Annotated in this window: 10 protein-coding genes and 3 rRNA genes; 9 read left to right on the top strand and 4 right to left on the bottom strand. The window is 65.9% G+C overall.

The annotated features are described in order from the left end of the window. The first annotated feature begins 20 nt into the window (after positions 1-20). The 9 genes from ACVWZ7_RS06160 to ACVWZ7_RS06120 all read left to right on the top strand — a co-directional run bounded on the left by ACVWZ7_RS06160 (position 21) and on the right by ACVWZ7_RS06120 (position 15,263). Entirely contained in the window at positions 21-902 is an 882-nt protein-coding gene (locus ACVWZ7_RS06160; protein WP_456507291.1) for an urea amidolyase associated protein UAAP1, read from the top strand. Continuing rightward, positions 899-1,582 carry an urea amidolyase associated protein UAAP2 gene (locus tag ACVWZ7_RS06155; protein ID WP_456507290.1) on the top strand — a complete coding sequence of 228 codons (684 nt, stop codon included), beginning with the start codon at positions 899-901 and terminating at the stop codon, positions 1,580-1,582. The genes ACVWZ7_RS06160 and ACVWZ7_RS06155 overlap by 4 nt, the downstream gene beginning before the upstream one ends. Further along, positions 1,579-5,379, top strand: a complete 3,801-nt coding sequence (gene uca, locus ACVWZ7_RS06150) for an urea carboxylase (RefSeq protein WP_456507289.1) — start codon at positions 1,579-1,581, stop codon at positions 5,377-5,379. The genes ACVWZ7_RS06155 and uca overlap by 4 nt, the downstream gene beginning before the upstream one ends. Then, positions 5,376-7,301 (top strand): allophanate hydrolase, encoded by a 1,926-nt coding sequence (gene atzF / locus ACVWZ7_RS06145; RefSeq protein WP_456507288.1) that lies wholly within the window; start codon positions 5,376-5,378, stop codon positions 7,299-7,301. The genes uca and atzF overlap by 4 nt, the downstream gene beginning before the upstream one ends. Before the next feature lie 950 nt (positions 7,302-8,251). After that, a 16S ribosomal RNA gene (locus tag ACVWZ7_RS06140) occupies positions 8,252-9,778 on the top strand. A gap of 518 nt (positions 9,779-10,296) precedes the next feature. Further along, a 23S ribosomal RNA gene (locus tag ACVWZ7_RS06135) occupies positions 10,297-13,423 on the top strand. Positions 13,424-13,667: 244 nt separating this feature from the next. Next, positions 13,668-13,784, top strand: a 5S ribosomal RNA gene (rrf, locus tag ACVWZ7_RS06130). The 16S, 23S and 5S rRNA genes sit together here, the layout of an rRNA operon. A 222-nt stretch (positions 13,785-14,006) precedes the next feature. Then, positions 14,007-14,855 (top strand): SDR family NAD(P)-dependent oxidoreductase, encoded by an 849-nt coding sequence (locus ACVWZ7_RS06125; protein WP_456507287.1) that lies wholly within the window; start codon positions 14,007-14,009, stop codon positions 14,853-14,855. Positions 14,856-14,951: 96 nt separating this feature from the next. After that, positions 14,952-15,263, top strand: a complete 312-nt coding sequence (locus ACVWZ7_RS06120; protein ID WP_344364369.1) for an excalibur calcium-binding domain-containing protein — start codon at positions 14,952-14,954, stop codon at positions 15,261-15,263. Positions 15,264-15,457: 194 nt separating this feature from the next. Here the strand turns inward: ACVWZ7_RS06120 and ACVWZ7_RS06115 are convergent, their stop codons facing one another. The 4 genes from ACVWZ7_RS06115 to ACVWZ7_RS06100 all read right to left on the bottom strand — a co-directional run bounded on the left by ACVWZ7_RS06115 (position 15,458) and on the right by ACVWZ7_RS06100 (position 23,414). Further along, positions 15,458-17,326, bottom strand: a complete 1,869-nt coding sequence (locus ACVWZ7_RS06115) for a putative bifunctional diguanylate cyclase/phosphodiesterase (RefSeq protein ID WP_456507286.1) — start codon at positions 17,324-17,326, stop codon at positions 15,458-15,460. Positions 17,327-17,524: 198 nt separating this feature from the next. Next, positions 17,525-19,627 carry a putative bifunctional diguanylate cyclase/phosphodiesterase gene (locus ACVWZ7_RS06110; protein ID WP_456507285.1) on the bottom strand — a complete coding sequence of 701 codons (2,103 nt, stop codon included), beginning with the start codon at positions 19,625-19,627 and terminating at the stop codon, positions 17,525-17,527. A gap of 204 nt (positions 19,628-19,831) precedes the next feature. Beyond that, positions 19,832-22,075 carry a sensor domain-containing protein gene (locus ACVWZ7_RS06105; protein ID WP_456509074.1) on the bottom strand — a complete coding sequence of 748 codons (2,244 nt, stop codon included), beginning with the start codon at positions 22,073-22,075 and terminating at the stop codon, positions 19,832-19,834. Between the two features lie 166 nt (positions 22,076-22,241). After that, entirely contained in the window at positions 22,242-23,414 is a 1,173-nt protein-coding gene (locus ACVWZ7_RS06100; protein WP_456507284.1) for a glycosyltransferase family 4 protein, read from the bottom strand. Positions 23,415-23,682: the final 268 nt, after the last annotated feature.

Raw genomic sequence — 23,682 nt, 5'->3', positions numbered from 1 at the left:
CGCCCCACTCCAGGATTGACATGACACAGACCACCGAAACACCAGCCACCGCCACATCCACCACTTCAGGCGCCCGCGCGCACGCCCGGGAACAGCACGGCCGCACCGCGGACACCATGCGGCACGTCCCGGCCGCCTCCGCCCCGGCGCGGTACACCGCCGGCCTGCCCGAGGCCGCCAAGGAACACCTGAGCTGGGCCGAATCCGTGGCCTTCGGCCGCTACACCGCCCTGCCGCTGGCCCGCGGAACCCGGATCCGGCTCACGGACACCGACGGCGACGCCTGCGTCCACGTCCTGCTCTACCGGAGCGGGGCTCTGCACGAACGGCTCAACGTGGCGGACACCGTCAAGGTCCCGTGGCAGGCGTACCTCACGGCGGGACACCCGCTGCTCTCCGACGCAGGCCGGCTGATGGCCACGATTGTGGCCGATACCTCCGCCCGCCACGATGCCCTGACCGGCACCACCACGCTGGCCGGGAACACTGCCCGCTACGGCGCCGGGACCGCCCACAGCAGCTCGCCCGCCGGGCGGGAACTCCTGACCCTGGCCGCACTGAAGCAGGGGCTGGGCGCACGGGACGTGGCGCCGTCGCTCGCCCTGTTCAAGGGCATAGGGGTTGACCCGGACGGCAGCATCCGGTTCACCGGTGCCGCCGGCGCCGGTGCCGCCGTCGACATCCTCTTGCACATGGACGCCGTGGTGCTCCTGGCGAATACCGCCCACCCCCTGGACCCCCGGCCGGACTTCAGTGGAACCGCCGTCGACGTCGTCGCCTGGCACGCCCCGGACGACCTCGGCCTGCTCGCGGAGGGCCTCCTGACCGGACCACTGTCCCCCGAACACCGGCAGGCCCTGAACAACACCGACCACGACCTCATGGCAAGGAACGCACGATGAACACCGCCACTGAAATCCTGAAACCCCCGGCCGCCACCGCCAGCGAAACAGCGCTCGCGGACGGCGCCGTCATCCTGGATGAATACGTCGAAGCCCGCGGTCCCTGGTCCGCCGTCGTGTGCGCCGGGGACGTCCTGACCATCGTGGATCTGGAAGGCAACCAGGCGGTGGACTGCCTGCTCTACGCGGCAGACGACACGGACGTGCGGTACTCCGCCGCCGTCACCCTCGCCGCGCAGCGCTCCATCGTGCTGACCACCGGCTCCGTGCTCCGCTCCGACGCCGGCCTGCCGCTCATGACCGTGGTGGCGGACGAAGTCGGCGCGCACGACACAATCGGCGGAGCCTGCTCGCAGGAATCCAACACGCTGCGATACGGGCAGCACACCCGCGAACAGCACGCCTGCGTGGAGAACTTCCTGATCGAGGGGTCCCGCTGGGGGCTGGGGAAGCGTGACCTGGTCTCCAACATCAACTGGTTCATGAACGTTCCGGTGGACCCCGACGGAGCCCTCGGGATCGTGGACGGCCTTTCCGCCCCGGGCAAGCGGGTGGCCCTCCGGGCCGAGGTGGACACCCTGGTGCTGGTCTCCAACTGCCCGCAGATCAACAATCCGTGCAACGGCTTCAACCCCACGCCCGTCCGCATGATCGTCACCCGCCCGGAGGCTGCCCTGTGAACCGCTTCGACACCCTGCTGATCGCCAACCGCGGCGAAATCGCCTGCCGCATCATCGAATCCGCCCGGAAAATCGGGTTGCGCACCGTGGCCGTGTACTCCGAAGCCGACCGGGGCGCCCGCCACGTCAGGCTGGCGGATGAGGCCGTGCTCCTGGGCCCGGCCCCCGCCAAGGAGTCCTACCTCAAGGTCGAGGCCCTGCTGGCGGCGGCCGCGGCCACGGGTGCCGGCGCCATCCACCCCGGCTACGGCTTCCTCTCGGAGGACGCCGGCTTCGCGGAGGCCGTGGAGGCCGCCGGGCTGGTCTTCGTGGGACCCACCCCGGAACAACTCCGGATCTTCGGCACCAAACACACTGCACGGGACGCCGCGCGGGCCGCCGGCGTGCCCATGATCGCCGGATCCGGCCTGCTCCCGGACGTGGACGCGGCCGTGCTTGCCGCCCGCGACATCGGGTTCCCGCTCATGCTCAAGGCCACGGGCGGTGGCGGCGGCATCGGCATGACCGTGTGCCGCACCCAGGATGAGCTCACCGAGAGCTACCCCCGGGTGGCGCGGCTGGCCGGCGCGAGCTTCAGCACCGCCGGCGTCTTCGCCGAGCGCTACGTCGAGCACGCCCGGCACGTGGAGGTGCAGATTTTCGGCGACGGCGACGGCAGGGTAGTCAGCCTGGGCGACCGTGACTGCTCGCTGCAGCGCCGGCACCAGAAAGTGTTGGAGGAGGCGCCCGCCCCGGATCTGCCCGACGCGCTCCGCGACGAACTGCACCGTAGCTCGCGGGCGCTCTGCGGATCGCTGGACTACCGCTCGGCCGGGACCGTTGAGTTCGTCTACGACCCGGCCCGCCAGGAAGCGTCCTTCCTGGAGGTCAACGCCCGGCTCCAGGTCGAACACCCCGTCACCGAGGCCGTCACCGGCGTCGACCTTGTGGAATGGATGCTCCGGCTGGCCCAGGGCGGGACTGAGGCTGCCGGCGTGCTGGCCGGGCGCCCGGACAGCATTCCCGTCTCCGGCTACGCCGTCGAAGCCCGGCTCTATGCCGAGGACCCGGCCCGCAACTTCCAGCCGAGTTCCGGAACCGTCACCAACGCCGCCTACCCCGGAACTGACGGCGTGCGCGTGGACGCCTGGGTGGAAACCGGCAGCGAGGTCTCCACCAACTACGATCCCCTCCTGGCCAAGATCATCACCACCGGCACGGACCGGAACCAGGCCTTCGACCGGCTCGGCGCCGCGCTGAAGGCCACCCGGATCGACGGCATCGAGACCAACCTCGGGATGCTCCGGGCCGTGACCGGCCTAGACGTGGTCCGCGACGCCACCCACTCCACCGGCACCCTGAACGACCTCGGCGACCCGGAACCCCGGATCACCGTGGAGCGGCCCGGCCTGCAGACCTCCGTCCAGGACTGGCCCGGCCGGGCCGGGCTGTGGCAGGTGGGCGTGCCGCCCAGCGGCCCGATGGATGACCTGTCGTTCCGGCTGGGCAACCAGGCACTCGGCAACCCCGAAGGCGCACCCGGGCTCGAGTTCACCATGACCGGCCCCAGCCTGCACTTCACCCATGCGACGACGGTGTGCATCGCCGGCGCCGCCACCACGCTCACCGTGAACGGCGCGAACGTGCCCGCCTGGGAACCGGTGACGGTGCCCGCAGGAGGCACTCTCGACGTCGGCACCGCCGAAGGGTCCGGGCTCCGCGGCTACATCCTGTTCCAGGGCGGACTCGACGTGCCGCAATACCTGGGCAGCGCGTCCACCTTCACCCTGGGCCAGTTCGGCGGCCATGGCGGCCGCGTCCTCCGGTCCGGGGATGTGCTCCGCGCCGTGGCCCCGGACCCTGCCGCGGACCCTGCCGCGGACCCTGCCGCGGAGGATCCGTCGCCGGCAGCGCCGGGCCAGGCCGGTCCCGTTCCGCCGGACAGCAGGCCGATGCTGACCTCCGCGTGGGAACTGACGGTCGTGGAGGGCCCGCATGGCGCCCCCGAGTTCTTCCAGCGCGAGGACATCGAGGACCTCTACGCCGCCCGCTACGAAGTGCACTTCAACTCCTCCCGCACCGGCGTCCGCCTCATCGGGCCTAAACCGCGGTGGGCCCGCAGCGACGGCGGCGAGGCGGGACTGCACCCGTCGAACATCCACGACACCGCCTATTCGGTGGGTGCCCTGGACTTCACCGGCGACACCCCCATCCTGCTCGGCCCGGACGGTCCCAGCCTCGGCGGCTTCGTCTGCCCTGTGACGGTGGTGACGGCCGACCGCTGGAAGCTCGGCCAGCTCCGTCCCGGCGACACCGTCCGATTCGTGCCGGTGGAGGCCCGCCAGGCACCGTCGGCCAAGGACCTGGGACCGGGGCGGCAGCTGGTGCTGCCGGGCGACGCCGGCTGGTCCCGTTCCACAGCCGGTGCCTGCGTCTTGAAATCTGGCACGGCCCTGCCGTCCGCCGGTATCCGCCGGGGAGACGGCGACGACGGCGTGCTGGGCCGGGTGCCGGAAGGGCCCGGACGGCCCGCGGTCACCTACCGCCGCTCCGGCGATGACAACCTGCTGGTGGAATACGGCGACATGGTGCTCGATCTCAGCCTGCGGGCCCGCGTGCACGCCCTGCACCAGCACCTCGAAGAGCTGCGCATGCCGGGGATCGTGGACCTCACACCCGGGATCCGGTCCCTGCAGATCAAGATCGACCCGACGGTGCTCCCGGCCCCGCGCCTCCTGGGCTTGGTGCAGGACATCGAAGCCGCCCTCCCGGCGAGTTCAGAGCTGGTGGTGCCCAGCCGAACCGTACGCCTGCCGTTGTCCTGGGACGATCCGGCCACCCGCGAAGCGATCCAGCGCTACATGGCCGGCGTCCGGGACGACGCCCCCTGGTGCCCGTGGAACATCGAGTTCATCCGGCGCATCAACGGCCTGGAGTCCGTGAACGATGTCTTCGACACGGTCTTCAACGCCGAATACCTCGTCCTGGGCCTGGGCGACGTGTACCTGGGCGCCCCGGTGGCCACACCCCTCGATCCCCGCCACCGCCTGGTCACCACCAAGTACAACCCGGCCCGGACCTGGACGCCGGAAAACGCCGTGGGAATCGGCGGAGCCTACATGTGCATCTACGGCATGGAAGGGCCCGGCGGTTACCAGTTCGTGGGCCGGACCACCCAGGTGTGGTCCCGCTACGCCGATTCCGCGCCGTTCGAACCGGGTTCGCCTTGGCTCCTGCGCTTCTTCGACCGCATCTCCTGGTACCCGGTCAGCCCGGAAGAGCTGCTGGACCTGCGGGCGGACATGGCCGCGGGCAGGGGACGCGGCGTCGAAATCGAAGACGGCACTTTTTCCCTTGCCGACCATGAGGACTTCCTCGCCAGGAACAGCGAGTCCATCGCGGTGTTCCGCGAGCAGCAGGCGGCGGCCTTCGCCGTCGAACGTCAGGCCTGGGCCGACGCCGGCGAGTTCGACCGCGCGGACGCGGCAGCCGCCGTCGTCCCGGAGCCTGAAGAGCTGGTGGTCCCCGACGGCGGCACCCTTGTCTCCGCGCCGTTCGCCGCCAGCGTGTGGAAGGTGGATGTCACCGCGGGGGACCACGTGGTGAGGGGCCAGCCGCTGGTGTCGCTGGAGGCGATGAAGATGGAAACGGTGCTGGCCGCCCCGTGCGACGGTGTGGTCCAGCAGGTGCTGCCGGTGGCTGGATCCCAGGTAGTGGGCGGCGAAGCCCTGGTGGTTCTCGGGCTGCCTGTGGAGACCTCCGCGGAGGAACTAATCAAGGAACTGGGCGCCAAGGAACTGGAAGAGGCCACAGTATGAGGACGACGTTTGAAGGACCGAGTGCGACCGCCCGGGTGCGGGCGGCGCTGGCCGCCATCGAAGCCTCCGGCCGGCCGGAAATCTGGATCACCGTGCGGGGCGCGGACGAACTGCTGGCCGAGGCGGCGGCCGTTGATGACGCGGTGGCCGCGGGCGAGGAGTTGCCCCTGGCCGGGCTGCTCCTCGCCGTGAAGAACAACGTCGACGTGGGAGGGATTGACACTACAGCGGCGTGCCCCGGCTTCGCCTACACCCCGGCGCGGGACGCGGAGGCGGTGGCCCGGCTGCGGGCGGCGGGCGCGGTGGTTGTGGGGGCGACAAACCTGGACCAGTTTGCCACCGGGCTGGTGGGAACACGCAGCCCGCACGGGGCGGTCCGCGATGCGCGGCGCCCGGACCGTATCTCCGGCGGCTCCAGCTCCGGATCCGCCGTGGCCGTGGCCCTGGGGCTGGCGGACATCGCCATCGGCACGGACACCGCGGGATCGGGGCGCGTCCCCGCCGGGCTCCAGGGTATCGTCGGCATCAAAGCCACGCTGGACGTGGTGTCCACCGCCGGGGTAGTGCCGGCGTGCCGCTCTTGGGACGCCGTGACGATTTTCGCAAGGGACCTGGGCTCGGCTGAGTTGGCCATGGGGATTATGGCCGGCGGGGCTCGCCCGTGGCCCGCCGATGTCCGGCTCGCGGCGCCCGACCGGCCGCGCGTCGCCTATCCGTCCAGCCTTCCGGAACTCCCGCAGACGTGGGCGGCTGAATTCGGCCGACAGATCGCCAGGCTTCACGCCGCTGGCGTGGACGCCGAGCCGATCGAGTTCGAGGTCTTCCTGCGGGCCGCGCGTCTGCTGTACGACGGCGGGCTCGTCGCCGAACGCTACGCGGCCGTCGGGGCCTTCGTTGACGCCGCCGGCGACACTGCAGAAAATCCTGCGGGGCTGGATCCGACGGTCGCCGGAATCGTCCGCCGCGCCGGCCAAGTGCCGGCACCCAGCTATGTTGCGGACACCGCCCGGCTGGACGGACTGAAGCGGCAGGCGATGGCGCTCCTGGAGGGATTCGATGCCTTGGTGGTCCCCACCGCGCCGTTCCACCCGAGCCTGGCGGACGTCGCGGCCGACCCTGTGGGCGTGAACTCGCGCATGGGCACCTACACGAATTTCTGCAACCTGTTCGATCTGTGTGCCGTTGCCGTACCCGCGGGAGAGGTGGAGGGAGCCCAGTTCGGGCTCACCGTTGTGGGTCGCACGTTCGACGACGCCGTGGTGGCCGACATCGCCCGCACGATTGAGACCGCATCGCCGCCCCCGACGCTGTTCGCGGCCGGGGCCGCTCCTTCCCGGCAGTTGCCCGCGGGAAAGCCGTGGCCCGTCCGTGCCGGCGCGTCCTCGGTACCCCTGGTTGTGGTGGGGGCGCACCGCAAGGGCCAGCCGCTGGCACACCAACTCGAAACCCTGGGAGCCTCCTGGGCCGGGCACGTACGCACGGCCGCACGCTACCGAATGGTCTCGCTGGACACCCAGCCACCGAAACCCGGCGTGTACCGCTCGGAGGACGGGGCGGAACTGGTGGCCGAGCGCTGGCTTCTCTCCGAAGCGGCGCTGGGTCAATTCCTGGCGGCGTTGCCCGAGCCGATGCTTCTTGGCTCCGTACGCCTGAGCGACGGGTCCAGCGCCGTCGGCTTTGCCTGCGACGCGGTCGCCGCCACGAACGGCACGGACATCACCAGGTACGGCGACTGGCTGGTTGCGATGGCCGCCTCTCCGGCCGGGCAGGCGGATCCGGACTTGGAAGTGCTTGGTGAGGGACCGCGCGGTCAGGAACCCCGGGGGGACAGATCGCGAAGTCAGGGATCGCGCGGCACCCTCGCTGACGTGCTGCTGACCGGGTTCACACGAGGGATGCAGCCGGGTACCAAAAGGAGGTAACCGTGAGTCGGCACTTGGCCAGATTCACGGGGCCGGCTTCATGGCGCCGCCCGGGGAGGCCTGCGGGGGGAGTGCCTCCCGGGCGGGCGCCCGGCGGAGGCCCGTACGGCCGGCTGGTCCGGACCTTCCAGGTCTTCCAGCCCACCGCAATATCGATCGAAAGGAACGGCAGTGCTGAACGCTAAGACATGGTGGGCCGCGATGCGCGCTACGGCAGTCCCGCGTCCCGCAGGGGAGGTGACGGCCGCCACCCGTGACGCGGAACTGCAATATTGCTGGCTGCTGCCGGGAGACGTCACGTATTCCGCAGCTCCGTCAACACCCGAGACTCAAGCAGCCGTGGAGTGAGGCGCCGGACAGCAGCTGCCCGGCGCTAGCCTGGCGCGGGGCCCAGAGTAGGTGACGCAGCACACAGGAGCAAGGCCTGGCCTCTAGGCTTTTGGAAGGGCCGATGATGCGGCCGGATTCCGCGTGGATCCGGGGAATATGACGCCAGGGGACACCTTCGGGGGCCGATTTGTGCAGGGTCCTCCCGGCGTGTAAAGTAATTCGAGTCGCCGCCGCTGATGCGGAAAGAAAGCGACCGACCCCCTTCTAAACAGCCTGAAAATGGTTCGCAAATTAGCGTGCCGAATAAGGGTGGGGACCTTCTCGAGAGAATGTAGATCGCAGAAATGCGAATTTGCAAACGCTCCCGAGATCGGGTAAGTTTGAAAAGTTGCTCCGGAGCGATCCGCGACTGTTTGTTGGTTGTGGTGGTGCCGGGTGTGTCTGTTGTTTGAGAACTCAATAGTGTGCCAAGTTTGTTGATACCAATTTATTGTATTGAATTGGTTGAATGTGCCGGGCCCGCCACCCCGTGGTGTGGTCTGGTGTTTTTGGCTGGTTTCAAATTTTGTGCAGCGTGTGCATCCCGTTTTCCCGGGGGCGCATGTTGTGTCTGTTTTTCTTCAACGGAGAGTTTGATCCTGGCTCAGGATGAACGCTGGCGGCGTGCTTAACACATGCAAGTCGAACGATGATCCGGTGCTTGCACCGGGGATTAGTGGCGAACGGGTGAGTAACACGTGAGTAACCTGCCCTTAACTCTGGGATAAGCCTGGGAAACTGGGTCTAATACCGGATATGACTCCTCATCGCATGGTGGGGGGTGGAAAGCTTTATTGTGGTTTTGGATGGACTCGCGGCCTATCAGCTTGTTGGTGAGGTAATGGCTCACCAAGGCGACGACGGGTAGCCGGCCTGAGAGGGTGACCGGCCACACTGGGACTGAGACACGGCCCAGACTCCTACGGGAGGCAGCAGTGGGGAATATTGCACAATGGGCGCAAGCCTGATGCAGCGACGCCGCGTGAGGGATGACGGCCTTCGGGTTGTAAACCTCTTTCAGTAGGGAAGAAGCGAAAGTGACGGTACCTGCAGAAGAAGCGCCGGCTAACTACGTGCCAGCAGCCGCGGTAATACGTAGGGCGCAAGCGTTATCCGGAATTATTGGGCGTAAAGAGCTCGTAGGCGGTTTGTCGCGTCTGCCGTGAAAGTCCGGGGCTCAACTCCGGATCTGCGGTGGGTACGGGCAGACTAGAGTGATGTAGGGGAGACTGGAATTCCTGGTGTAGCGGTGAAATGCGCAGATATCAGGAGGAACACCGATGGCGAAGGCAGGTCTCTGGGCATTAACTGACGCTGAGGAGCGAAAGCATGGGGAGCGAACAGGATTAGATACCCTGGTAGTCCATGCCGTAAACGTTGGGCACTAGGTGTGGGGGACATTCCACGTTTTCCGCGCCGTAGCTAACGCATTAAGTGCCCCGCCTGGGGAGTACGGCCGCAAGGCTAAAACTCAAAGGAATTGACGGGGGCCCGCACAAGCGGCGGAGCATGCGGATTAATTCGATGCAACGCGAAGAACCTTACCAAGGCTTGACATGGGCCGGACCGGGCTGGAAACAGTCCTTCCCCTTTGGGGCCGGTTCACAGGTGGTGCATGGTTGTCGTCAGCTCGTGTCGTGAGATGTTGGGTTAAGTCCCGCAACGAGCGCAACCCTCGTTCCATGTTGCCAGCGCGTAATGGCGGGGACTCATGGGAGACTGCCGGGGTCAACTCGGAGGAAGGTGGGGACGACGTCAAATCATCATGCCCCTTATGTCTTGGGCTTCACGCATGCTACAATGGCCGGTACAAAGGGTTGCGATACTGTGAGGTGGAGCTAATCCCAAAAAGCCGGTCTCAGTTCGGATTGGGGTCTGCAACTCGACCCCATGAAGTCGGAGTCGCTAGTAATCGCAGATCAGCAACGCTGCGGTGAATACGTTCCCGGGCCTTGTACACACCGCCCGTCAAGTCACGAAAGTTGGTAACACCCGAAGCCGGTGGCCTAACCCCTTGTGGGAGGGAGCTGTCGAAGGTGGGACTGGCGATTGGGACTAAGTCGTAACAAGGTAGCCGTACCGGAAGGTGCGGCTGGATCACCTCCTTTCTAAGGAGCACCTACAACCACCGTGCCTCATGCATTTGAGTGTGGCGGGGTTGTCAGGAGTACGCCCGTTGCGCAGACGCAAGTTCTGCGGCGGGTGCTCACGGGTGGAATATCAACAAATAGCGGCCGCCGGTTCTTCACCGGCACCCAGTACGGACACTCACCCCTTGGGGTGGTGGTCCTGGAACGGTGCGGGAGGGGTGATCAGCGGTTTAGTGTTTGGCACACTGTTGGGTCCTGAGACAACAGGACCGGGTGGTTGCGGCTTTGGCCGTGATTGTTCCGGGACTTGTGTTTCTGGTTTCCTGGCTGCATCGATCATGCATGTTCGGCCCGTGTGGGTTGTGTGTGTGGGGTGTGTGGTACGGGGTTGTTGTTTGAGAACTACATAGTGGACGCGAGCATCTTTTATAAGAAGCAATTTCCAAGAATATGAACCTGGATCTGTCGCTGTTGTCCTTCGGGGCGGTGGTGGTGGTTTTCATGGTTCTCTCGAAAATTTCTGATTGATCTTTTGTGGTCAAGTTTTTAAGAGCACACGGTGGATGCCTTGGCATTAGGAGCCGAAGAAGGACGTAGGAATCTGCGATAAGCCTGGGGGAGTCGATAACCGGACTGTGATCCCAGGGTGTCCGAATGGGGAAACCCCGCCAGGGGCGCGAGCTGCCTGGTGACCCGCATCTGAACACATAGGGTGCGTGGAGGGAACGCGGGGAAGTGAAACATCTCAGTACCCGCAGGAAGAGAAAACAATAGTGATTCCGTTAGTAGTGGCGAGCGAACGCGGATCAGGCTAAACCGTTCCATGTGTGATAGCCGGCGGGCGTTGCATGGTCGGGGTTGTGGGACTTTCCATACCAGTTCTGCCGGGCTGGTGAGGTGTGATGTGCAGGCATAGGTGAACGGTCTTGAAAGGCCGGCCGTAGAGGGTGTGAGCCCCGTAACCGAAATGTTGTGTACCGCCTGGTGAAGTATCCCAAGTAGCACGGGGCCCGAGAAATCCCGTGCGAATCTGTCAGGACCACCTGATAAGCCTAAATACTCCCTAATGACCGATAGCGGACCAGTACCGTGAGGGAAAGGTGAAAAGTACCCCGGGAGGGGAGTGAAACAGTACCTGAAACCGTGTGCTTACAATCCGTCGGAGCCAGTCTGATTCTGGTGACGGCGTGCCTTTTGAAGAATGAGCCTGCGAGTTAGTGTTACGTCGCGAGGTTAACCCGTGTGGGGAAGCCGTAGCGAAAGCGAGTCTGAACAGGGCGTTGCAGTGGCGTGATCTAGACCCGAAGCGAAGTGATCTACCCATGGCCAGGTTGAAGCGACGGTAAGACGTCGTGGAGGACCGAACCCACTTCAGTTGAAAATGGAGGGGATGAGCTGTGGGTAGGGGTGAAAGGCCAATCAAACTTCGTGATAGCTGGTTCTCCCCGAAATGCATTTAGGTGCAGCGTTGCGTGTTTCTTACCGGAGGTAGAGCTACTGGATGGCTAATGGGCCCTACAAGGTTACTGACGTCAGCCAAACTCCGAATGCCGGTAAGTGAGAGCGCAGCAGTGAGACTGTGGGGGATAAGCTTCATAGTCGAGAGGGAAACAGCCCAGACCACCAACTAAGGCCCCTAAGCGTGTGCTAAGTGGGAAAGGATGTGGAGTTGCGAAGACAACCAGGAGGTTGGCTTAGAAGCAGCCATCCTTAAAAGAGTGCGTAATAGCTCACTGGTCAAGTGATTCCGCGCCGACAATGTAGCGGGGCTCAAGTACACCGCCGAAGTTGTGGCATTCAGATATTAGCTAAGCCCTTGTGGTTCAGGCGTCTGGATGGGTAGGGGAGCGTCGTGTGGGCGGTGAAGTCGCGGTGTAAACCAGCGGTGGAGCCTACACGAGTGAGAATGCAGGCATGAGTAGCGAAAGACGGGTGAGAAACCCGTCCGCCGAATGATCAAGGGTTCCAGGGTCAAGCTAATCTGCCCTGGGTAAGTCGGGACCTAAGGCGAGGCCGACAGGCGTAGTCGATGGACAACGGGTTGATATTCCCGTACCGGCGAAAAACCGCCCATGTTGAACAGGGGATACTAACCGCCCGAGACCTGCCCGATCACCCTTTGGGTGTGAGGGTTTTGGTGGAGCGCGGGACCTGATCCTGGGAGGCAAGCGTATTAACAGGTGTGACGCAGGAAGGTAGCCGAGCCGGGCGATGGTTGTCCCGGTCTAAGGATGTAGGGCGAACGGTAGGCAAATCCGCCGTTCATGATGCCTGAGATCTGACGGGACCCCCGTAGGGGGGGATTCGGTGATCCTATGCTGCCGAGAAAAGCATCGACGCGAGGTTTTAGCCGCCCGTACCCCAAACCGACACAGGTGATCAGGTAGAGAATACTAAGGCGATCGAGAGAATTATGGTTAAGGAACTCGGCAAAATGCCCCCGTAACTTCGGGAGAAGGGGGGCCCCAACCTTGAACACCACACGCTGGTGGGAGGGGATCGGGGCCGCAGAGACCAGGGGGAAGCGACTGTTTACTAAAAACACAGGTCCGTGCGAAGTCGCAAGACGATGTATACGGACTGACTCCTGCCCGGTGCTGGAAGGTTAAGAGGACCGGTTAGCCGCAAGGCGAAGCTGAGAATTTAAGCCCCAGTAAACGGCGGTGGTAACTATAACCATCCTAAGGTAGCGAAATTCCTTGTCGGGTAAGTTCCGACCTGCACGAATGGAGTAACGACTTCCCCGCTGTCTCAACCATAAACTCGGCGAAATTGCAGTACGAGTAAAGATGCTCGTTACGCGCAGCAGGACGGAAAGACCCCGAGACCTTTACTATAGTTTGGTATTGGTGTTCGGAGTGGCTTGTGTAGGATAGGTGGGAGACGTTGAAGCCCGGACGCCAGTTCGGGTGGAGTCATCGTTGAAATACCACTCTGGTCACTTTGGACATCTAACTTCGGCCCGTAATCCGGGTCAGGGACAGTGCCTGATGGGTAGTTTAACTGGGGCGGTTGCCTCCTAAAAAGTAACGGAGGCGCCCAAAGGTTCCCTCAGCCTGGTTGGCAATCAGGTGTCGAGTGTAAGTGCACAAGGGAGCTTGACTGTGAGAGAGACATCTCGAGCAGGGACGAAAGTCGGGACTAGTGATCCGGCGGTACATTGTGGAATGGCCGTCGCTCAACGGATAAAAGGTACCTCGGGGATAACAGGCTGATCTTGCCCAAGAGTCCATATCGACGGCATGGTTTGGCACCTCGATGTCGGCTCGTCGCATCCTGGGGCTGGAGTAGGTCCCAAGGGTTGGGCTGTTCGCCCATTAAAGCGGTACGCGAGCTGGGTTTAGAACGTCGTGAGACAGTTCGGTCCCTATCCGCTGCGCGCGCAGGAAATTTGAGAAGGGCTGTCCTTAGTACGAGAGGACCGGGACGGACGAACCTCTGGTGTGTCAGTTGTACTGCCAAGTGCACCGCTGATTAGCTACGTTCGGATGGGATAACCGCTGAAAGCATCTAAGCGGGAAGCTCGCTTCGAGATGAGATTTCCATACACCTTGTGTGTGAGAGGCCCCCAGCCAGACCACTGGGTTGATAGGCCGGATGTGGAAGCGAGGACTAACGACTCGTGAAGCTGACCGGTACTAATAGGCCGATAACTTACACCACACACTCTTCCCGCGAACCCGTTTCAAAAGGGGTTCGCACCAGGGGAGGGTACAAAGAAACAAGACTGCTTGCGTCCACTATGTGGTTCCCAACCAACAAACCCGCACCCGCGGCACGTTGCAACAGGAACAAACCACAACAACATACACAACACCACAACTGCACCAGCAACACCGGTGCAGCAGGTTGTAACCACAAAGTTTTCCCCGCCACACCCCCAGGGTGCAGGCGGCGGAGCAAGGGTTACGGCGGTCATAGCGTGGGGGAAACGCCCGGTCCCATTCCGAACCCGGAAGCTAAGACCCACAGCGCCGATGGTACTGCACCCGGGAGGGTGTGGGAGAGTAGGTCACCGCCGGAACATCATTCAGGTCGAGGACCCCCAACCACAGGTTGGGGGTCCTCCCGCATTTAACACCTGCATCAATTTCGATTTAGAACCCGCACCAGTTTCGGTAAACTCCCAGCAGACTCCGGGGAAAGCCCCGGCTCCAGCGGAACGTTCTACGAGGTGGGATCGTTAGAATGCGACGGGCTGGATTCCAAAAGACCAGCCGGCCGCTTTCGTTCTAAGGACTCATCAATGCCCGAGCGCACTATCGTCATCACCGGAGCCAGCGACGGCATCGGTGCCTCCGCCGCACGGACTCTTGCCCAGCAGGGGGACCGCGTGGTCGTCGTCGGGCGTTCCGCGGAGAAGACCGAGGCGATCGCAAAGGAAATCGGCGCCGACTTCTTTGTCAGTGACTTCGCCGAGCTCGCACAGGTGCGCACCCTGGCCGCGCAGCTGAAAGAGAAGTACCCGCGGATCGACGTCCTGGCCAACAACGCCGGCGGCATCATGGGACACCGCGAGCTCACCGTGGACGGCCACGAGAAAACCTTCCAGGTGAACCACTTGGCCCCGTTCCTGCTCACCACCCGGCTGATCGACGTTCTCACCGCCAGCCAGGCCACCGTCATCAACACCTCGAGCGTGGCGAATTCAATCTTCGGCAAACTGGACATCGACGACCTCGACGCGGCCCGGAGCTACTCCACCAACCGCGCCTACGGCAACGCCAAGCTCGCCAACATCCTCTTCACCACCGAGCTCCATAACCGCTACAACGCCGAGGGGATCTCGACGGCGGCCTTCCACCCCGGCGGCGTGGCCACTAATTTCGCGGCTGACTCCACGAGCCCCATGCGCTTCGCCTACAAGTCGTTCCTCAAACGCTTCATGCTGACCCCGGATCAGGGCGCGGACACCCTTGTGTGGCTCGCCAACGCCACCCCGGGCCACGACTGGATCTCGGGCACCTACTACGCCAAGCGGACGCTCTCCAAGGCCAACAAGCAGGCCTACGACGCCGGCCTGGCCAAGGCGCTGTGGCAGCGCAGCGAAGCGATGGTGGCCCGGGACAGCGACAAGCTGGACCCCCGGCAGTAGTTCACCAGGGCGGAGCCTCACGGGAAACGGCGAATCGGTGGGGTAGCATCTTCCTGCCCCTCGCCGACACGCGGCCGAGGGCTTCTATTTGGGGGAGTGCTGTCTACCGTGCGCCTGAAGAAATTGCTTGTCTCGTCCCTGGCGGTAACCGCCGTCGTTCTGAGCGCCACGGCCGTGCCGGCATCCGCTGCGCCCGCGCCGAAGTCGTACAAGAACTGCACGGAGCTGAACAAGGTCTACCCGCACGGCGTCGGCCGCGCTGGCGCCCGCGACAAGACCAGCGGAAAGCCGGTCACCAACTTCCGCGTCGACAACACCGTCTACAGCTACAACGACGGCGGAGCGCGGCACTGGGGCGAGTACGACCTCGACCGTGACAACGACGGCATCGCCTGCGAAAAGCGCTAGAGCGGGGACCCCTGCGGGACCCCGACTTCTGGGGCTCCTGGGGCGGGCCCGGACGATCCAACGAAGTGCCAAAAACGGCCGCTAAGCCATGATGCTTAGCGGCCGTTTGGGTCCAATGGCGGAGTGCGGCGGAGTGTGGCGGCGCCAACGCGCGCCGACCCGGCAACGCCCGGCAACAGGGGGCACACGCAGAGTCACCGCCCGGCGTCGACCTTGTCCAGGGCGGTGAGGGCGCTCTCCATGGTCCCGGCGAGGTCGCTGGCCGGAGCCGGCTTCGCGAAGAGGTAGCCCTGCAAGGAGTCGCAGCCGCGGTCCATGAGGTACTTGGCCTGTGCCGGGGTCTCGATGCCTTCCGCCGTGACTTTCAGGCCCAGGGCGTGCGCGGCGTTGACCATGGTGCCGAAGAACGGGAGCTGTTCCTGTCCTGTCTTGATCATGGCCACGAAGGAGCGGTCGATCTTGACCATGTCCAGGGGCAGTTCCCGGAGCCGGCCGAGCGTGGAGTATCCGGTGCCGAAATCGTCCATCGCAATCCGGACGCCGGCCTCCCGCAGGTGACGCAGCTGGCCCAGCACGTCCGAGGACGCATCGAAGAACACGCTTTCGGTCAGCTCAAGCGTCAGCTGGTGCGGGTTAACGCCCGTGGACGCGGCAATCGCGAGCACGTCCGTGGCGAAGTCCCGGTGCTGGAACTGCAGGCCCGAGACGTTCACCGCGACGCTGTACGCGGCGTCGCCGGCCAGCCAGGGCCGGATCTCGGCGCAGGCGCGGCGCAGGACCTCATCGCCGATCTCGCGGATGAGGCCGCTTTGCTCCGCGACGGGCAGGAACTGGTTGGGCGGGACCAGCCGGCCGTGCCGTTCCCACCGCGCGAACGCCTCGAACTGCACCACCGAGCCGATGCCGGGGGACACCACGGGCTGGTAGTGCACGGAGATCTGGCCGAGCTCGACGGCGCGGCGGAGCCCGGTCTCGCCGTCGGCCTTGTGGGCCGCGGTGTTCAGCATCTCCGGCCGGAACCGCAGCCAGTTGTCCTTGCCGGCGGCTTTGACCGCGGTCATGGCGGCGTCGGCCTGCCGCAGCAGTTCGGCCCCGTCCAGGGTCTGCGCGGACTTGGACGCCAGGCCCATGCTCACGCCGGGCCGGACCATGGTGCCGCCGACGCGCAGCGGCTGGTGCAGGGCCTCGGTGATCCGCTTGGCCACGGCGTCGGCGTTGAGGCATTCGGTCAGGAGTACCGCGAATTCGTCGCCGTCCAGCCGGGCCACGGTGTCGTGCGGGCGGACGCAGTTGCGCAGCCGGCTCGCGATCTCCACCAGCAGCTCATCGGCCGCCGAGCGTCCCAGCATGTCGTTGAGGTGCTTGAAGTCGTCGATGTCCAGCAGCAGGACGTCCACGGGATCCGGCCGGCGCAGCGCCGCGGCGAGCCGCTCGTTGAAGAACGGACCGTTGGGCAGCGCGGTCAGTGGATCGCGGAGGGAACCGGCCTTGAGTTCGTCGTCGTGCCCCACGAATGCTGCGGGAGCCGCCCCTGCCGCGCGTGCCGCGCCCGGAGCGCCCGCAGCACTAGGGGTACGACGGCGGAAGTCGCCGCTGAGCGAACTGCCGGCGCTGCCGTGGGTCGCGCCGCCACCCACAGCACTGCTGAGGGCGGCACTGCTGTGGGTGGCTCCGGCCACCGGGCCGGTGCCTGCATTCCGGTGGCCGGCGTCGCGGACCGCGAGGGCGACGGAGGTTCCGGTGTCGGGCGCTGCTGCTGGGGCCGGGACCAGCGAGCACGTGATTTCGACCTGGAGTTCGGTGCCGTCGGCCCGGCGCCCGGAGCCGGCGAACGGAGCGTGGGGACTGGGGGCCGCGGCCAGCCCGGCCAGGACGCCGTGGAATTTTTCCCGGGAGGCCTCGGCCAGGAGCAGGCTGTGGTCCGCACCGAGGAGTTGCGCGCGGGAATAGCCGAAGAGCCGCTCCGCTGCCGTGTTGAGGAAGGAAATGGATCCGTCCCGGCCGACCAGCAGCAGGGCGTCCGGGCTGTACTCCAACAGTTGCTGTGCGAAACCGGCTTCCACGATGTTTGACTGCCCCCCAGGCGACGGATGATGATAGCGGGCGCCCGGCGGAGAACCGGGCGCGCTGCGCTCACTGAATCATATGCGGTGCGTGCCCGCCGAGGGCGGTGGGCATCATGCCGCGATTGAATGTGTCGAAAGTGCTGAATCGGGCAGAAGTGCAGCGCACCAACAGCCCGGCGGACCGCGGCGCACCGGCTACCCGGGCAGCGGTACGCCCTCCAGTTCCGCGATGGCCGCCACCGAGTTGCGGACCGCCCGCTCCCTGGCCGCGGCGGGTCCGGGGCGGGAGAAGAGGAATCCCTGCAGGGCATCGCAGCCGTGGTCCATGAGGTAGCGGGCCTGGGCCGGCGTCTCGATGCCTTCGGCCGTGACCTTCAGCCCCAGGCTGTGGGCCATATGGATCATCGAGGTGAGGATGGGCAGCTTTTCGGTGCCCGTATGCAGCATGGACACAAAGGACTTGTCGACCTTGACCACGTCCACGGGCAGGTCCTGCAGCCGGCCCAGCGAGGAATAGCCGGTCCCGAAGTCGTCCAGGGCCACGCGGATGCCAGCTTCACGCAGGGTCTCGAGCTGGCCGATCACGTGGGAGTGGGCATCGAAGAACACACTCTCGGTCACTTCCAGCACCAGCTGGTGCGGGTCCACGCCGCTCCAGGCCGCAATGTCCAGGACGCGCTCGGCGAAGTCCCGGTGCTGCAGCTGCACGCCCGAGACGTTGACGGCGACGCTCCGGAACGGATCCTCGGCCAGCCACGGCGCGAGCTCGGTGCAGCTGCGCCGCAGGACCTCCGCCCCGATCTCCCGGATCAGACCGCTGCGTTCGGCCGTCTCGATGAAATCGTCCGGCGGGATCAGCTCGCCGTCCCATTCCCAGCGGGCCAGCGCCTCGAACTGCACGACGTCGAGCCGGTCGCTGGAGATGACGGGCTGGTAGTGGACCATGATCTGCCCAAGCTCCACCGCCCGGCGCAGCCCGGCCGTGAGCTGGGTGCGTTCCAGCAGCGCGGCGAGCATCTCCGGCCGGAAGTGCACATAGCAGTTCTTGCCGGCCTCCTTGGCCGCGTACATGGCCAGGTCCGCCTGCCGCAGCAGCTCCGAGGACGTCTCCGTCCCGGCGTCCCGCGAGGCCACGCCCAGGCTCAGGCCGGGCCGCATGAGCGTGCCTTCGATGGAGACGGGGGCATTCAGAGTGCTGACCACCCGCTGGGCCACGCCGTCGGCGTCCCGGCAGCCGACCAGCAGCACGACAAACTCGTCGCCGCCCAGCCGGGCGACGGTGCCGTGCGGGCCCACACAGTTCTGGAGCCGGCGGGAGATCTCCACGAGCATCTCGTCGCCGGCATGGTGGCCCAGGACGTCGTTGACTTCCTTGAAGTCGTCCAGGTCCAGGAGCAGGACGTGCACAGGGTCCGGCGTGAGCAGCGCCGCCGCGGCCCGCTCATTAAAGAGCATCCGGTTGGCCAACCCCGTGAGCGGGTCTTGGAAGGCCAGCTCCTTGAGCTTTCCGGCCTGCTCGGCCAGTTCCTCCATGGCGCGGCGGGCCTGGTCCTGGGCGCGCCGGCGCGAGGTGATGTCGCGGAAATTCCAGATCCGTCCCACGATCCTGTCCGCCACCTTCTGCGGGCGCGAGTGCAGCTCCACGGTGCGGCCGTCGGCGAACTCCAGGACGTCGTGGCTCTGCATCACCGTGTCCGCGTAGAGTGCTGACACCTTTTGCAGGAAGTAGTCGGGATCGGTCAGTTGGTCGGCGATGAACCGGACCAGCGCGGTGGGGTCTTCGGCCGCGATCAGCTCCGGCGGCATGCCCCACATCTTCAGGTACTGGTCGTTGATCCCGGTGATCTGGCCCTCGCTGGAGACCACGACGATACCATCCGACGTCGTCTCCAGCGTGGCGTCCAGGAGGGAGACGGCCAGCCGCCGACCGGCGTCGGGGTCGTTGCGGTGATCGGCGTCCCGGACGGCGACCGCCATGGCGGTGCCGGCGTCGACCGTCACGAGCGAGCACGTGATCTCCACGGGGAGTTCCGTCCCGTCCCGGCGGCGTCCGACGGCGGCGAACGGCCGGCTTCCGGCCCGGCTCTTCCGGCCCAGCCGGCCAAAGACCCGCAGGAAGCCGCCGCTGCCTTCCTCCGTGAGCAGGACGGCGTGGTCCACGCCCAGCAGTTCTTCACGTGGAAAGCCGAACAGGCGTTCCGCAGCCGAATTCACGAAGGCGATGGTGCCGTCCGCAGTTAACAGCAGAAACGCATCAGGACCCTGCTCCAGCAGGGCTTCACCAAACCCAGTTCCCACGACGATACCGGCCCCCAAAGCGACGGAAGTTCATAGAGCGATGATGTTCCCGGCCAAGGTGCCAGGGTCAATGCGTTTCACTGCATCATAGGGTCGTTCGGCCCAATGTCCAGTACATCTGTCCAGTACATTCCAGTACGTTTGTCCAGTTCATCCGTCCGGCACATCGGACCGGTGATTTGCCGGTCACCGGTGCTTTGCGGGTCACCGGTGACCGGGGACCCGGTCGCCCCGCAGTGCGGCGATGGCCCGGGCCGCCTGCTCCAGTCCCTGCTGCAGCCCGGACTCCGGCTGCGGGCCCGAAAACAGGAAGCCCTGCAGGGAATCGCAGCGCAGCTCCATCAGGTACTCGGCCTGCGCGGACGTTTCCACGCCCTCGGCGGTGACGGTGAGTCCCAGGCCGTGGGCCATGCCGATCATGGCGTTGAGGATGGGCAGCTGTTCCGCGCCGGTGCGGATCATGGACACGAACGACTGATCGATCTTCAGTGTGTCCACCGGCAGGCCCTGAAGCCGCCCGAGCGAGGAGAACCCGGTGCCGAAGTCATCCAGCGCCACGCGGACGCCGGCCGTGCGCAGGTTCATGAGCTGGCGGATGACGTGGCAGTCGTCGTCGAAGAACACGCTTTCCGTGACTTCCACGACCAGTTGGCGCGCATCCACCCCGCAGGACTCCGCCACGGCCAGCACCAGTTCGGCAAAGTCCCCATGCTGGAGCTGGACGCCGGAGACGTTCACGGCCAGGGACCGGGAGGCGTCCTCGTCCAGCCAGGGCTTGAGCTCGGTGCAGCCGCGCAGCAGGACCTCGGTTCCGATCTCGACGATGAGGCCGCTGCGTTCCGCGGCCGGAATGAAATCCTTGGGCGAAACCAGCACCCCGTCACGCACCCAGCGGGCCAGCGCCTCGACCTTGACCACGGTTCCGCGGTCCGCCGAGACGATCGGCTGGTAGTGCACGGCAATCTGCCCGTTGTCCACCGCCAGCCGCAGACCGGCCTCGAGATCGTTGCGGTCCACCAGGGCCTTCATCATCTCCGGCCGGAAGCGCATGTACCGGTTCTTGCCGGCGGCCTTGGCGGCATACATCGCGACGTCGGCGCGGCGCAGGAGCTCGGAGGCGTCCACGGCGTCCTCGCTGATCGAGGCGAGCCCCAGGCTGAGGCTGGGCCGCAGCATGGTGCCATCAATCCACACGGGCACCCGCAGCGAGTCGACGATCCTGGCGGCGACGGCCTCGGGATCCAGCGAGCCGACCAGCAGCACCACGAATTCGTCGCCGCCCAGGCGGGCCACGACGTCGTTCGGCCGGACGCACGTCCGGAGCCGTCGGCCCACTTCAATAAGCATCTGGTCCCCGGCGTGGTGGCCCAGGATGTCATTGACTTCCTTGAAGTCGTCAAGGTCCAAAAGCAGGACGTCCACGGCGGTGCCGCACGGGCCTGCGAGGGCGCTGCCGAGGCTGTCGTTGAACTGCTGCCGGTTGGACAGGCCGGTCAATCCGTCCCTGAACGCCAGCGCCTTGAGCTGGGCGGACTGCTCGGCGAGGTCGGCCATGGCCCGGGCAATCCGGTCCTGGGCCACTTTGGCCGCGGTCACATCGCGGAAGCTCCACACGCGTCCGACCACGTGGTCCGCGACCTTCTGTGGGCGGGAATAGCGTTCAAACGTCCGGCCGTCGCGGAACTCCAGGACATCGTGGCTTTCGGCCGCGGGATCGGCGTAGAGGGCAACCACCTTTTCAATGAACTGGGCGGGATCCTTCAACTGGTCCAGAACGAAGTCCATGACGGCCCCATCGTCGCGGGTGGCCAGCAGTTCCCGCGGGATGCCCCACATGGTGACGAACTGGCTGTTGACGCCGGCGATCTCGCCCTCGCTGATGACCACCAGGATGCCGTCGGCTGTGGATTCGAGCGTCGCGCTCAGCAGCGACATCGCCTCGCGGAGTCCGTCGTCGGTCTCCGCGCGGTGCGAGGTGTCGCGGATCGCGACAATCATGCCGGCCGTCCGGGCGTCGGCGTCGGCGCCTGCATCGGCGTCGGTACCGCCGGCGGCACCGGAGTGAGGCCCGGCATCGGTGACGACGAGGGAGCAGGCCACCTCGGCCTGGAACTCTGTGCCGTCCCGCCGCAGCCCGTATACCTCCATCGGCACGTGGGCAGCAGCAGAGGCAACGGCAGTTTCGGCTGCTGTGCTGTCCGCTTCACGGCGAAGGGTGAAGAACATCCGCTGGAACCCGTTCCTGAATCCCTCGGCCAGGAGCATGCGGTGGTCCAGGCCCGCGAGCTCCCCACGGGGGTACCCGAACATGCGCTCCGCGGCGGCGTTGACCATCCTGATGGTGCCGTCCTCGGCCAGCACGAGCAGGGCGTCGGGGCAGGATTCCACCAGGTCCCCGTACTGTGGGGCCTCGCCGGATGCTCCCTCCGGGTTCGACGGCGCCGTCACGCGGTTACCGCCGTGCACATCTGAGACCAATCAGTCATTTAGAACCCTCCCATCGGGAAATCATAGGCGTCCCGACGGTCCCAGAGGTGTCACCACGAGCGCAGGGCGGGTCCGGCCCCCGTTGGCCCCGCCTCCATTCTTCGGGTTGCTCTATCACTAATGGTGCTTAAAACCCCTGTTTAGCAGCCTTAAGTGATAGGGCAACGAGGGGGGAGCGGGCGACGGCGGGTTCCCGGGTGACGGCCTTGTAATGGCCCACGAGCTCGGCCCCGAGGGCCGACCACGTCCTGCCTTGAACCGAGGCATGCGCGGCCTCGGCGAACGCGCGGCGCTTGGCGTCGTCGCCCATCAGGTCCATCACGCGGGCCCGGAGCCCGGCGAGGTCGCCGGGCTCGTAGAGCCAGCCGGTCCGCGAATTCTCCACGAGGTCCAGCGGCCCGCCCCGGCCGGTGGCCACCACCGGCACCCCCGAGGCCATGGCCTCCTGGATGGTCTGGCAGAAGGTCTCGAACTCGCCGGGGTGCACGAAGAGGTCGAAAGACGCCACCGCCCGGGCCAGTTCGTCGCCGCCGAGGAACCCGGTGAAGACGGCGTCCGGCAGGGCAGCCTCCAGGGCCGCCCGCTGGGGCCCGTCGCCGACGATCACCAGACGGGTTCCGGGGATATCCGCCAGCACCGCCAGATCCTCCACCTGTTTCTCGGCCGCCAGCCGGCCGACGTACCCGATCAGGCGCTCGCCGCCGGGGGCTACGGACGCCCGCCAGCCGGCGTCGCGCTTCTCCGGGGTGAACCGCTGCGTGTCCACGCCTCGCCGCCACATGTCCACGCGCGGAATGCCGCGGCCGCGGAGCTGGTTGAGCGCGAAGGTGGAGGGGACCAGGGTGCGCGAGGCCAGCAGGTGGATATGTTCCACCCGGTTCCAGGCCCAGTTCTCCAGGAACGGGACGCCGTAGCGCGAAGCGTAGCCGGGCACCTCGGTCTGGTAGATCGCGACGGTCGGGATGCCGAGCTGGTGAGCGGCCTGCGCTGCACGCCAGCCGAGCACGAACGGGGACGCGAGGTGGACGACGTCGGGCGCGTAGTCGGCAAGGATTCGCTTGACCCGATACACACCGCCCAACGCCACCCGCACATTCGCATAGCCGGCCAGCGGGACCGAGGGGAGCCGATGCACGTGGGCGCCATAGACCTCGTCCGGGACGTCTGTGTCCTGCGTGGACGGCGCGATCACGAGCACCTCATCCCCGCGCTCCTGCAGATGCTCCAGCACGCGCAGGATGGAGTGGGTAACTCCGTTCATGAGCGGCAGGAATGATTCGGCGACGATTGCGATCCTCACTCCTCCACGGTGCGGGCGCCGCCTTGCGGTGCGGGGGAGCGGGCGTTGCCGGCAGGGGAAGACTGGGTTAACAGGTGGGCACGGTCAGCCGAGTGCCGCGAGCAACGGGGCGAGGCTCAGAGAGGGGGCCGACGGCGGGAGCGTGCGGCTAAGAGGGCGCGAATCATCGAGGCCATGTGTTCACGGCACACTCCGACTCAACGGCGGTGCCGGACGGCATGGCGGAAGGACGGGCTACAGCGGATCGGGCCAGTTGCCGACCGGGCCG

The sequence above is a fragment of the Arthrobacter sp. TE12232 genome (assembly GCF_054062615.1).
This window is presented reverse-complemented; position numbering and strand designations above follow the sequence as displayed.